At 60.6% G+C, this 12527-nt stretch carries 12 protein-coding genes and 1 pseudogene; 4 read left to right on the top strand and 9 right to left on the bottom strand.

Annotated features, from left to right (window positions below):
• Positions 1–40: 40 nt before the first annotated feature.
• The 3 genes from CIT31_RS13500 to CIT31_RS13510 are packed head-to-tail and all read right to left on the bottom strand — an operon-like array spanning position 41 to position 2943.
• Positions 41–934 (bottom strand): N-acetylmannosamine kinase, encoded by an 894-nt coding sequence (locus CIT31_RS13500; RefSeq protein WP_095518977.1) that lies wholly within the window; start codon positions 932–934, stop codon positions 41–43.
• Positions 918–1745, bottom strand: coding sequence for a MurR/RpiR family transcriptional regulator (locus CIT31_RS13505; protein WP_095518978.1), 828 nt, complete (start codon positions 1743–1745; stop codon positions 918–920). Before CIT31_RS13505 ends, CIT31_RS13500 begins: the two co-directional genes overlap by 17 nt.
• 22 nt (positions 1746–1767) lie before the next feature.
• Complete coding sequence (locus tag CIT31_RS13510) at positions 1768–2943, bottom strand: GNAT family N-acetyltransferase (protein ID WP_095518979.1); 1176 nt, start codon at positions 2941–2943, stop codon at positions 1768–1770.
• Between the two features lie 85 nt (positions 2944–3028).
• On the opposite strand from CIT31_RS13510, the gene CIT31_RS34190 reads away from it, so the two are divergent.
• From CIT31_RS34190 to CIT31_RS13530, 3 genes are all read left to right on the top strand, one after another.
• Complete coding sequence (locus tag CIT31_RS34190; RefSeq protein ID WP_165778432.1) at positions 3029–3439, top strand: SIS domain-containing protein; 411 nt, start codon at positions 3029–3031, stop codon at positions 3437–3439.
• Positions 3436–4038, top strand: coding sequence for an SIS domain-containing protein (locus CIT31_RS34195; RefSeq protein WP_165778433.1), 603 nt, complete (start codon positions 3436–3438; stop codon positions 4036–4038). Before CIT31_RS34190 ends, CIT31_RS34195 begins: the two co-directional genes overlap by 4 nt.
• A 1819-nt stretch (positions 4039–5857) precedes the next feature.
• Entirely contained in the window at positions 5858–6448 is a 591-nt protein-coding gene (locus CIT31_RS13530; protein ID WP_095518981.1) for a hypothetical protein, read from the top strand.
• A gap of 216 nt (positions 6449–6664) precedes the next feature.
• Here the strand turns inward: CIT31_RS13530 and tnpC are convergent, their stop codons facing one another.
• From tnpC to tnpA, 3 genes are all read right to left on the bottom strand, one after another.
• Positions 6665–8197, bottom strand: coding sequence for an IS66 family transposase (tnpC, locus tag CIT31_RS13535; RefSeq protein WP_095518982.1), 1533 nt, complete (start codon positions 8195–8197; stop codon positions 6665–6667).
• A gap of 69 nt (positions 8198–8266) precedes the next feature.
• Positions 8267–8623 carry an IS66 family insertion sequence element accessory protein TnpB gene (gene tnpB / locus CIT31_RS13540; RefSeq protein WP_023800865.1) on the bottom strand — a complete coding sequence of 119 codons (357 nt, stop codon included), beginning with the start codon at positions 8621–8623 and terminating at the stop codon, positions 8267–8269.
• On the bottom strand, positions 8620–9054 hold the full coding sequence (tnpA, locus tag CIT31_RS13545) for an IS66-like element accessory protein TnpA (RefSeq protein WP_095518983.1): 435 nt from the start codon (positions 9052–9054) through the stop codon (positions 8620–8622). Before tnpA ends, tnpB begins: the two co-directional genes overlap by 4 nt.
• A gap of 124 nt (positions 9055–9178) precedes the next feature.
• Between tnpA and CIT31_RS35735 the strand changes: the two genes are divergently transcribed.
• The gene (locus CIT31_RS35735) at positions 9179–9310 is read left to right on the top strand and encodes a hypothetical protein (protein WP_268929511.1); all 132 of its coding nucleotides are present in this window, start codon (positions 9179–9181) and stop codon (positions 9308–9310) included.
• Between the two features lie 563 nt (positions 9311–9873).
• Here CIT31_RS35735 and CIT31_RS13555 read toward each other — a convergent pair.
• The 3 genes and pseudogenes from CIT31_RS13555 to CIT31_RS13575 all read right to left on the bottom strand — a co-directional run bounded on the left by CIT31_RS13555 (position 9874) and on the right by CIT31_RS13575 (position 12527).
• Positions 9874–10974 carry a DUF4238 domain-containing protein gene (locus CIT31_RS13555; RefSeq protein ID WP_091595756.1) on the bottom strand — a complete coding sequence of 367 codons (1101 nt, stop codon included), beginning with the start codon at positions 10972–10974 and terminating at the stop codon, positions 9874–9876.
• Between the two features lie 411 nt (positions 10975–11385).
• Positions 11386–11528 (bottom strand): annotated as a pseudogene (locus CIT31_RS36030) (IS5/IS1182 family transposase); the annotation flags it as partial.
• 237 nt (positions 11529–11765) lie between these two features.
• Positions 11766–12527, bottom strand: a complete 762-nt coding sequence (locus tag CIT31_RS13575) for a hypothetical protein (RefSeq protein WP_091595760.1) — start codon at positions 12525–12527, stop codon at positions 11766–11768.

Below are 12527 nucleotides of genomic sequence, written 5' to 3' on the forward strand. Positions count from 1 at the left end.
AACAAGTCGTATTGCTGGCGAAGTAATTTGTCAATTAAAATCAGATGATGAAATTTTTCTTCATCGCCAGATCGGCCACGCCGATCAGCCCCGCATCGGCGCCCGCACGGGCCTGCACGATCTGGCGTCGAAACGCGGCGGGCAGGCTGTCCGCGTGACGAAGCACACGATCCAAGACGCCGGACGCCAGCCCTACTCCACCGCCCAGCGCTATGCGGTCCAGATCCGTTGCGGCCACCAGGTTGGCGAAGGTCTCGGCGAGCGCGGCGGCCGCATCTTCGAGCATGACCTCTGCTTCGGCGTTCCCCGCTGCCGCCTCGGCGAAGACATCCTTTGCGGTAACAGTGCGGCCCACGCGCTCGCCGAAACGTGCCGCGATAGCGGTTCCGGATGCCACGGTTTCAAGGCACCCCCGGCGGCCGCAACCGCAAGGTGCGTCCGCTCCCGACACGCTCATGTGACCGACGTGGCCGGCCAGCCCGGCTTGGCCGCTCTGTAGGCGGCCGGCGAGGACAAGCCCGCCCCCGATCCCAGTGGAGACGGTGACGAACATGAAGTTCCGGGAGCCCTGCCCCGCGCCGAACGCGTATTCGCCCCAGGCCGCCGCCTGCGCGTCGTTGACGACGAGCGGCCTCACCCCGATCGATGCTTGCAGCCGTGACGCCAGTGGATAGCCGTTCTCGATCGGTAAGGTGCGCGGATTGAGCGCAGTTAGCGTGCCACCATCGGAAACGATACCGGTCGTCGCCACTGCCAATCGGCTTGGCCGAGCGCCCCTGACCTCGGCAGCTATGGCCTCGACCAGCGCGTCACCGCCTGAGCGGGGCGTCGGAATCTGACGCCGGTTTTCCAGCTTCGCGCCAGCAACCTCCGCGAAGGCGATCTTGGTGCCGCCGATATCGACTGCAAGAACCCTCTCAGAACGATCGGTCACTCACGCTCTCCGCCGTGCGCTGGATCATTGCCAGCCTGCCCGGGTCCTGCCTCATCATTTCGGCCAGCAAGGCGTCGATGATCAGCAGCTGGCTTATCTTGGAAGGAAAAGCTCCACCGGTGAGCGGCGTCTCTGGCCATGAGGCGATCAGCGTCAGATCGCACACGGCAGCGAGCGGACTCTTGGAGCGGTTGCTGATGCCAAGAACAAAAGCACCGCGCGAACGCGCGAGCTTCGCGACGCCCACTGAATCCACGGTCGAGCCCGAGCTAGATATAATCACATGCGCCGTCGCTTTCGTGGCGGTCCCCGCGGCCATGGTGGCGAGGTGCGCGTCGGCCAAGGCGCGCGACAGCATGCCAATGCGCGTCATCTTATAGGCAAGGTACTGCGCCGTGACGGCCGAAGCGGCGGCGCCGAAACAATCGATCGCCTGCGAGCCGAGCAGCCGCTGCGCGGCCGTGGTGACGTCCTCGCGCACGATCAGCTGCTCAGTCTCGCGCAGCGCGACGACTGCGGTCTCAACCAGCCGCTGGATGTCGTCGGCGGGTTCGGCGCTATCCTTTTCCAGCTGCTCGCCGGCGAGTTCCTTGGCCATGGCAAGCTTGAAATCCTGGAATCCGGTGAAGCCCTGTTCGCGGCAGAACCGCATCACACTGGCTTCCGATGAACCCGATACTTCCGCAAGTTCGGTGATGCTCTGGTAGAGCGTGGTCTGTGGCTGCGCGAGGACGGTTTCCGCGACCTTCGCCAGTGCCGGCGTCATGCCGCCGGCTGCCGCACGTAAGCTGGCGATCAGTGCCTGTTTCATATTTGTCCCCGGGCGATGTCGTTCAGAAGTGTTCGGCGACCCAAGGCTGCGGGCCGGCGAAGACAAGGTCGCACAATTGCACGGCAGCCGAAGGGCCTGATAGGCGTCCGCGCCGTGAAAGCTGCGATGCGGAGTTGAATCCTGTGAAAAGGCTCGAGAGGAAGGCCCCGTCGACCATCACAGTCGGCAATCCGTCTCGCACGCCGCCGCTCACTCGCATGGTCCCGTCAGACAGGTCGAGGCTAAAATCGAGGTCGCCGGCGTCTGCGTCCTTGATACGAAGTCCGAGCGATGCGTCTTGCAGGACATAGCCGCGGGATTCCAGCGCCTGCGCCGGCTCCACGACGCGAGCAAGCCATTCCTCCTGGTGGAACAGACGCCACCCTTTGTCGGGCATGGCGGCTACAAGATCGTCCTGTGGACCGCCGTGCCAGCGAACCTTCGGATAAACGGACCTGAAACGTCCCACGAAACACAGTACCGCCTCGGCCATTTCTCCATTCGCCGCATACCAGTCTCGAATGTACAGGATGTCAGGATCGGATCCGTCGACGATGACATATGCGCCGATCGTATCCGCATCCGACTTGCAGGCGCCGTAGGCCGCAAGCGCATCTGTCGGCGCCCGCACAAGTTCCTTCCAATGCATGTCGGCCCGCCCCAGCAGCCCTGCTTCGACTCTTCGCTTTGCGGCATAGGCGGACACGACGCTGTCATCGGACAGGGGTAGGGGGACGAACGCGATTGGGGTCTTCAGAGGCAGCGCCGCTGTATCGGCTTCATAAATTATCTCGCTTCCGGCCAGCTCGAACCCACATTTGCGGTAGACGGGTCTTGCCGACGCGAACAGCGACACAATGAGCGCGCCCTGCTCCCGAGCATCGTCGCATAACGCGTCAACTAACGGCCGCGCTAGCCCCTGCCCCCTTGCCTCCGGCGCAAGGGCGACATGCGCAATATTGGCCGCCGGCACGTCCACCCCGCCGAACGCATGCGACGTCATTAGCAGAGCGGCACAGGCTTTCGCGGCGCCGTCGGGCTCTCTGACCATGCGAAACGAGGGTATCCCGGCGTGGTGTACATATTCGCGCGCCCGCTCCCGGCTGAACCCGAACGCCATCGTCAGCAGATGGCATACGGCGTCCTCCTCGCCACTCTTGGCCCGGTCATATACTAGACTTCTGGTAATTTTTTTCATTTACGATCCGATTGTGAAGTTTTACTTCATAGCGCAGTGTCGAGCCGGCCGCAAGAGGATGCATCCGGCCGCAAGAGGATGCATAATGAGCAACGACAGCGCGATCCTCAGGGAAATCGCCGAGATTCCGACTGTTCTGCGCCAATCGTCGGCGGTTCAGTTCGAAGCGATTGGCAAGGCGGTACACGCGCTTGGCGGCGAGAAGCCCCGGCTCCTCGCGACGATGGGCCGGGGCAGTTCCGATCATGCCGCTACCTTCCTCCGCTATGCTTTCGAGATTTCGCTCGGCATCCCCGGTTCCTCAATCTCACCGTCGATCAGTTCGATCTATGGACGCCAGCTGGACCTCAAAGGCGCGCTTTGCCTCGTCGTCAGTCAATCAGGCCGCAGCCCCGACATTGTCAGGGCGGCCGGGATGGCCAGGAGGGTGGCGCGCTGGTCGCGGCGATCGTCAACGACATGTCTTCGCCGGTTGCAAAGGAAGTGGATGTCGTGATTCCGATCAATGCCGGGGAAGAAAGGGCCATTGCTGCCACGAAGAGTTTCATGGGTGCTGCCGCAGCCGGTCTCCGCCTCCTGACAATCTTGTCCGGCGACGCAAGCTTGCGGAGAGCGCTCGATACGCTGCCGGATGTTCTGGAGCAGACCGATCGGAATCACACCATCGATCTCTTCGCCATCGTCAAGGCGCGCACCGCATTCGTCATCGGGCGGGGACCAGCTCTGGGGATCGCCCAGGAAGCTGCCCTGAAGCTCAAGGAGATCGTGCAGTTCCCCGCGGAGGCCTATTCGTCGGCGGAGGTACGGCACGGTCCCTGGCAACTCGGCCAGACGGACTGCGCCCTGGTCGGATGGAAGACCGACGCCGTTTCCTCGGAAAGCCAAAACGCCGTAGTCAGCGCGTACCGGGCGCTCGGTCGCCCCGTGCTCGATCTGCAGGACATTGGTCGCCGGTCGGCGGAGAACCTGGGCAACATGATAGCGCCCCTGATCCCCCTGCCGGGCTTCTATCGCGCGCTTGTCATGGCAGCGATGCAACTCGGGCTCGATCCGGACCGGCCCAAGCTGCTGAGCAAGGTGACCGAGACGATCTGAACTGCAGATTGCAACTCGTACTGAAAGCCGTTGGTCGGACCCCTCCCCGCTTCGAGCGGGCATTCCAACATACAGCTGACTCACCAAGCTTCGGATTGGGCGGAACCCACCCGGTGAAAGTTCGGTGGTGGCTGGTCAAACCATCCTAATTGCACGTCGTCGCCGCAGATTACCGCACTCATCACTCGGAGGCCTTTCAGAGTGAGAGCGCGTGAATTACGTGTTGTTGGTGTTAACAAGCAGGAGAATTATCCCGGACAAAGACGCGAGTTTCCCCTTAAATTCCGAATGGCCCACTTTCTGCGGAGAGTTGGTTCTAACCTGCTGAAATTTAACGATATGGTGGGCCCGGAGGATGTGCCGGGACCGTTGATTTCATTGGCTTTCTCGTGGGCCAAAATCAGAAATCTTCCCGTATCGCTCCGTATGGTTCCGCGCCTAAGCAAAGGACGCTGCACAAGATGGGGCTTCATGCAGGTCTGAGCCCCCGACCACTGTGGCGAGCGAGCAATCTTGGGTGAGATGAGCAATGCTGGCCGCAAGCTCCATAGGTCCACCTAGGTGTTCAAGCACCTGGCGGGCAAGCGACTCCGACTCCTCCTTGGAAAGAGGCGGTACGTCGATGACGCTCAGACGGTCTCCAGAAAAGGAATAGCTGCTTGCCTGGGCCCGGATATGCTCAACTCCATATCGTCGGAAGACAATGAGCAATTTTACACGACCCACGTTGGCCGCGGCGTAATTGAACAATGGCTGGAGACTTGTCGCTGTCATGAGCATCATCGACGACGAGGAGCAGGTCACCGGAACCAAGCTCTTCTAGAGACACCTTGGTGATCTCCATTGTCGGTGAGACAAGCCTGATCCTAGTCGCAGACTGATCGGCGGCGATTTGGTCCAGAATGGCTTGGAGCTCGAGATTTGCCGCCGCCGCCAGACCCCGTTACCAGCGTCACGCCAACGTCCGGATTCTTGTGTGCTTCCAAGGCTTCAGCAAGGGAAGCTTCTCTGCCGACCAGCTGCCAAGCATGGGTGAACAAGGTTTCCTTGCGTGCGAGAGCCGCAAAGAATTCCTGAGCCGTTTCCCACGGACTTGTGGGAGAGACGCCGAGAAGGCTATTGTCGATGTAGTCATCAGCATCCCAAAGGCTTCGGGTCGTTCCTAATATTCGGTTCAATCCGCTCAATGACGGGCTCGAACGCGGCATTAGCGACTTCGATGAGCACAGATCGATCAGCCCCGGCGACTGGCAGGGACGCAATGATGGCATTGGGATCCATGAGAGGATGATCCTTTTGGAGTGGCGTTTGGGACATCAGCCTGCGGTCGCCATGCCGACGGTGGTTCTTAGTGTGGTGGCCAATCGAGCCCAGGCGCTACCCTATGCTTACATGCGCACAGGCAGGATACGTGAGAATTTCGCAGATGCGGTCCAAAGCAGATGGGGCAGCACCTGCGGGCAGTCCGTCATCCAGGTCCTGCAAGGTGGGAGCTGAGTTGCTTACCTCAGCAGTGCCGCTCGCCCGCGCTATGGCCGGCAGTTCTAAGCTTTAGAGGAATAATGCGGGGCCGTTTTCGGATGAAAACGCCGATTGCCAAACGCCGCACCGGCTGGAATTTTTCGCGCTCAGCCTCTCCGTAAGCCGTAAAAGCGCGGAAAATTACGTGTCGCTGAATTTTCCGCGCTTTTGGATTCACGAGCGGGAATTTTCCGCGCTTTTAAACTGATCGGAGCTATTTAAATCGCTTGAGAATCCATCCGTTGCTACAATATCAAAGAGCGCACGGGGCAGACCGACACCAACTGGAGGCAAAGCAATGGAAGAGATTCAGAAGCGCCGCGTCGGCCGCCCAATTGGCAGCGGCGTCAAGAACAACGATCAGGCCCTTGCCAAGGTCGCAAGTATCTTGCTGGATAATCCTTCCATGAAGGCGACTTCAGCCATGAGGCGGGTCCTCAATGATATGTCCAGCTCGCGGAGGGAGACAGACGTTACCTTGATCCGTCGATGGCAGGGGCGCTGGAAGCTGAACAGACAGAAATTCATGAACGAAGCGGCGGCAACGAGAGCTGCAAGGACGGCGAGAGCGCCCTCGCGCACGACGTCATCGATCTCCGACTCGGCTAGCGAGTACCTTATGCGGAAAGCCAAAGAGACGGCGAGTATGTACAATTTTTCGGAAGCATCTGCTCTCCAAAAGGCCGCGGCTGGATACCTCGATACGCCCCTCAGGAAAGAGGTACATGGTGTTTTAGACTCACTGGCGCTGAGGACGGCGCTGGGTCTTCACGAATCGTCCATTCAGCGAGAATTGCGGCGCATGACGGATTCCACTGTCATGGGAACGATGCTGAAAGCCTTGGAGGAGCAGGATCGCTTCCTTGCCGAGCTGAAAAAATGGGGTTGAGGCTACAAAAACTGCCCAATAACGGCAATTGACGCCAAGGCAGCGCGCGACCGGTTCGCGAAGGACAGATTTCGGCCCCAGCCGGGACTGAAACGACGCATTTTGTAGTATAATTTTCTAAGATGGCGCTTTTGCAATTGACGCCTGCAAGGGTGCCTCATGCTTGCGCCGTAAAACGCAACACGAGCGCAGACGGTTCAGTCGTAAGCGCTGTTCTCAGGCCACGGCCCTGAGTTCGGGAGCCGGGATGTAGGCCCAGGGCAGCAGGTCGTCGATCTGGCTGTTCGGGTGGCCATTGACGATCCTGGTGAGGACATCGGCGAGATAGCCGAGGGGCTCGACGCCGTTGAGTTTGCAGGTTTCGATCAGCGAGGCGACGACTGCCCAGTGTTCGGCGCCGCCATCGGAGCCTGCAAAGAGGGCGTTCTTCCGATTGAGCGCGATCGGACGAATGGAGCGCTCGACTGTATTGGAGTCGATCTCGATGCGGCCGTCGTCGAGGAAGCGGGTCAGGCCTTCCCAGCGCGAGAGCGTGTAGCGGATTGCCTCGGCGAGCTTGGTCTTCTGGCTAATCAGGCCGAGCTTTTCGCGCAGCCAAGGTTCGAGATCGGCAATGATAGCGCGGCTATTTTCCTGACGCATCGCGCGGCGTTCGTCAGCCGACCGGCCGCGGATGACGTCTTCGATCTTGTAGAGCTCGGCGATCCGTCTCAGCGCCTCGCTGGCAATCGGCGCGGGACCGGCTGCCGCCAGTTCATAGAAGCGCCGGCGCACGTGTGCCCAGCAGAAGGCGAGCGTCACGCCGCTTTTCTCGGCCAGCACGCGATAGCCTCCATAGCCGTCGACCTGAAGGATTCCGGTGAAGCCTGCGAGATGAGCGATCGGACGCTCGGCCTTTCGGTCCGGCGCATAGACATAGGCGACGCCCGGCGGGTCGCTTCCATTCCATGGGCGGTCATCGCGGGCATAGGCCCACAGCTGCCCAGTCTTCGTCTTGCCGCGGCCCGGATCGAGCACCGGCGCCGTGGTTTCGTCAGCAAAGAGCTTCGGTGAAGTCTTCAGCTTGCCAAGCAGCCGCTCATGCACCGGACGAAGGTGCCAGGCGGCGCGGCCGACCCAGTCGGCGAGCGTGGACCGGTCGAGATTGATGCCCTGCCGGGCATAGATCTGCGCCTGACGATAGAGCGGCAGGTGGTCAGCATATTTGGACACCAGCACCTGAGCGACCGTCGCCTCGGTTGGCAAACCGCTCTCGATCAGCCGGGCGGGCGCCGGAGCCTGAACGACCACATCCTCGCAGGCGCGGCAGGCATATTTGGGCCGGCGCACGACGATCACACGCAGCTGCGCCGGAACGATGTCGAGCCGCTCGCCCACGTCCTCACCTATCCGATGCAAGCCATTGCGGCAGCCCGGACAGGCATGGTCCTCGATGTCGACGACCATTTCCACCCGCGGCAGATGGGGTGGCAACGCGCCGCGGTTCGTCCGGCGCTTCCTGGCGCGCTCCAGACGCTCTGCGGGAGATGCTTGTTCATTCTCTTCCTCGTCGGCGGCCTCGATCTGCTCGGCCTCTTCGAGCCCCAGCAGCAACTGATCCTCGGGAAGCGTCTCAGCTCTTCGGCCGAAGCGGTGACGCTGCAATTCCTTGATGATCTGGATCAGGCGGGCGTTCTCGACGTCGCGCGCCAGGACCATCGCCTTCAGCGCGTCCGGATCGTCGGGAAGCTGGTCAGCCGCCATCGCCATGACCGGATCAGACCATATTCGCCGACATCCCGCGACAGCGGAATCCAGGCTGATTCACTTCGTCGCGGGTCAGCCCGCCTGAACCGGAACGCGGGTCCTGCGCGCCTCGTGGACCCGCCGCCAGTCGAGACCTTCGAGCAGCGCCGACAACTGCGCGGCCGTCAGCCGCATCATGCCGTCATGCACTTTCGGCCAGCGGAACTCGCCGTCCTCCAGACGTTTGGCGTAAAGGCAGACGCCGGTGCCATCCCAGAAGATCAGCTTGATCCGATCCGTCCGCTTCGCCCGGAAGACATAGACCGCGCCGCTGAACGGATCGGCGCCCATCGTCTCGCGCACAAGCGCCGCGAGGCCCTCCGCACCCTTGCGGAAGTCCACCGGCTTCGTCGCCACCATGACCTTGACCGCACCCGTCGGCCCGATCACGTCGTCGCCTTCAGCGCTCGGATTACAGCGGCCACCGTCCTGGTGTCGGCGCCACGGCCGACCCGCATAGCGACGCCGTCTATCTCCAGCTCGATCACACCGTCTCGGGCGGCTTTCTGCTTCCGCCGCCGCCTTGCCGCCGGTTCAGGCCTCGGCGCTGCAATCACCGCCGGAACAAACAACGATTCCGGTGCCGGCGCTTCCGCCAACGGCTGACGAGCGGCCCGACGCCAGGCGAACAGCTGCTGCGGGGACAAAGCGTATCGCCGCGCCACCGCGCTCACGGTCGCGCCGGCTTCGTAGCTTTCCGCCACGATCCGCGCCTTCTCCTCCGGCAGCCATTCGCGCCGCCGACCGGAGCCCGTGAACACCTCGAACCGGCGCGCGGGCTCGTGATCGCTGGATTTAAGCGTAAGCTCTGAAATCGTCATGTGTCGAAGCCCTCAAAGGCTCCGAACATCGTCCTTCACGCCGATCACCGAAAGGTGCCGTCGGGACATCGCTTACGTTCAGTCTGTCGTTTGAACCTGGAATCTGGTGAAGGCAACCGAACCAATGGACAAGATCACAATCGACTTCTGGGGCTTTGCAATAACGGCCGAAGGGTTTTACGGCGTCTTGGCCGCGTCGGGGCTGGTGATGGCCATTGTCATTGTGTTGAAGGTCGGGAGGCGTCGGGGTACCTAAGGCTGCTTCTCGGCAAGACGGAGGGCATCGATGTGCGAAGCCAGTATGACATTGTTAAAGATTGGGCACTCCTATCCGACGACGAGGCGATGGAAGCCGAGATCGAAGGCACGGCAAGGACGCTACCACGTCGGTCGCCTAGTGTCCCTTGGAAGTGTCTGGCAATCGTGAAGATGCCGAATATCGATTCTGGTTCGATCTGTTTTTGAGACTTTCCAGAAAGGACGACGTCGGGTGGGCTTAGCCCGTAGGAGACTAACCTAACCAATCTGTCCCAGTTCGCATGGGACGCCACTCCCGCAAACGATAGCGGCTGCTCTTCGTGCTTCACACGCTAAGCTGTAAAGTCAAAGCCGACGCCGTACCTCCGTTCTATGACCCACTCGGGGACCAGCATCCCGCCATCGGCCAACGCGTTGCCTTTGCGATTGGCAAAAGGATTGGCGGAAAGGGCCATGAACGAGGATGACGACACCCTCTTCTTGGTCTTCGATGAAACCGAACAACCCGAAAACGCCGCCAGGTGAGAATGATGGCGAAGCGCCAGAATAGCATTGGTCTCCTTAGCCTCGAACCTTCCGCCAAGGCGGACTACCCCAAAGACTTGACGTCGCAGTCCTCCGACGGCGGAAGCCTGCGCCCGTATCGTTGGTGAAGACGAAACGATTGTTTCGAAACTTCAGGAACGAGGGCCACGTTGGCGGAACCGGCCTGACAGTTCTCACGTGGATAAGCACGTCGTCATGCTCCCGAGCGTCGGGGGCATCTACGACTGCGTAGTGAGTATGAGTTTCGGTTCTGCCGTCGGCTACCGCCATAACCACGTCAAACCGACTCGGGGGTCGCAGATGCGCAACTGAGATCGCTATAGCTTGCACATCATCCCCAGAGCTACGCTCGCCAAAGTACAGATTTGCCGCGCAGTTCAGTACCTGCTGGTGGTTGCACGCAAGAATGTCCGCCGTATTTGACACATCGATCCAGCCACCGACGTGCTCGGCTTGATAGACGTCGCCATCCAGGAGAACAGCCAACAGCGTTGGCGAAAGCGGCAGGAAGAGAAGCGCACCTGCGCTGGAGATTCCAAAAGATCTGTGCTGCGCATGCCTGTGCTGTTGATGCCAGCGGTTGGCGAGAGCAGCAGGGTCATCTGATGTGAGAAACGGCACCGAGGTAAGGTTGCGAACAACCCGCACCTTTAGATCGTCTACGACGCTCATCGTTTTGGCGTAGTGATGCATCGCCGAGATCACCGCACTTTTGACGGCCTCCTTGAAAGACGGTTGTTCGAAGTCCGCACCTTTGACTGACGTGGCAGCGAAAGCAAACTCCGCGGATCGACGCGCGGCGGCTTCTGTGCGGACATGCTGCAGGTAGGCGAAACGCCTGAGGATTGTGGCATGAAGATCCTTGATGACCGCACGTGGCTTGAGCAACGACGAAACGCAGTCGCCATAGTGTCCCTCGACGGTCTGGATTGCGGTTTCGAGCCTTGGGTCCTGCCCGTAGAAGTAATCCCTGGAACACTGATTCTTCACCGGGGCATCGAAGAATGATTGGTTGCGATCAAGGTTAAACAGGTGAATGGCTTTGCCTTCGGCACACACGCTGAAGGGCGATAGATGTACCCGGGGAACAAAGTGCTGGTTCTTGTTCTCCGCCATGCAATTGAGCGATCCGCCATTCCGGCACTGCCGTGGGGGCGCTCAAACACCCGCGCCAAGCCGTTGCTATCACACAGAGCTTCCAGCGGGAATGTACGTCTCAGGCCCGCCCTTCCTGGCACTCAATCGAAGAGACGTGACGAACGCCGTCGCAGGGTGGCGTTCGTTTCACGAAGCGTCAGACTTGGATGCGGCCGACGCGCTGTCCCGGGAGGACGGCTCCAAAGGAGACGGCGTGCAGGGCTGGCTTGTCCCCAACACGGGAGCGCAGCGAAGGAGCGGGCAGGAACGGGACAAGACGGCCGCGCCGGCTAGACCCGAGTAACCTTCCGATACCATGCCAAGGCGTCCGAAGGCCGGCGAAAAAGAATAGCGGTCGATCCTCGCTCAGGGCGAACCAGTAGTTCCGCTGAACATGAAGTCGGCGCGCGAGAAAGTGCCATCCGTGCGGTTTTATCGAACACGGGGATATGCTGCGCGATCTCCCGTTCCTTGACCAACCAGGCGAGGTTCGCTGCCGATCCGTAGGCGCTGTCGGCGGCCAGATGCGTCGGCTTCTGGGCCGCAAGCGGACTATTTGTTTTCGGGTTGGCCGGTCTAGAAACGGACTAACACGTCCAGCATAGCGCGGACCGCTTGGCGCCAACAGCCGTCCTGAGAACTGTCCGGTTGACTCCCCGCGGTTCGCAAGCGAATTTTCATCCAGGAGGTCGACAGATCTAACGGCGCGGGTCAACGGCGAAGGCGACCTGAATAAGAGCGTGCCTGCCAACACGATCCCCACGGAGCAATCACCGATCCCTAACTAGGGACGTCGCAAACCCTCCAGCCCTCTGGCTACCCAATTCGCGCTCTGTGTATGCGGTGAACTGTAGCAATCTCTGCCAAAAGAGTTCTTCAACCCGAGTCGAGGCAAATTCTTTGGACAGTTCTCCGATGCGTCTTGCAGTGTAGCGGATGTGGCTACACTCGTCGCCACTTAACTTGCATAGCGTTCGACCCAGCATGTCTAGGTTACGGTGCGGGCAATATGCCTCGAGCACGGGCTCCAACAACTTCTGGTGAATGCGGGTCCTCACCTCACCGAGGTTCACCTGAATCAAATAGTCGAGCACCCTCCAGGTTTCGAGGCTAGCGGCCTCGACCTGGCTGTGCTGCATGGGGGGAAACTGGGTCTCAACGGCCCCGCGCACATTATCTGGCAATGCGTCTGGAAATACCAGATCGGCGAGACGAAGGTACATTCGGCAATGACCTGCCTCATCCTCGACATGCTGGCTCAGATCGTCAACAAGCCCGGCACTTGTGCAAGCGTTGGCAATCTTCGCTAAGTCGCGGGAACCCTCGCCCTCTTTGATCGCATTCGAGACAAGCGACTGCAGCACCCATACCGGGTTCTCAATATGCGACCTAAAACTGTTGCCGTAGTCGGCGAGGAAGTATGGCGGCACGTGACGTGCAACAGCGTCGCCAAACAGCCGAAGGTAGTCGCGCGTTGCTATGTCGCCTTGTTCGTCAAGGGCAGTTTCAACAAAACGCGCGACGTAGTCCAT

Origin of the sequence: Mesorhizobium wenxiniae, from assembly GCF_002284535.1 — a bacterium.
Taxonomy (GTDB): domain Bacteria; phylum Pseudomonadota; class Alphaproteobacteria; order Rhizobiales; family Rhizobiaceae; genus Mesorhizobium; species Mesorhizobium wenxiniae.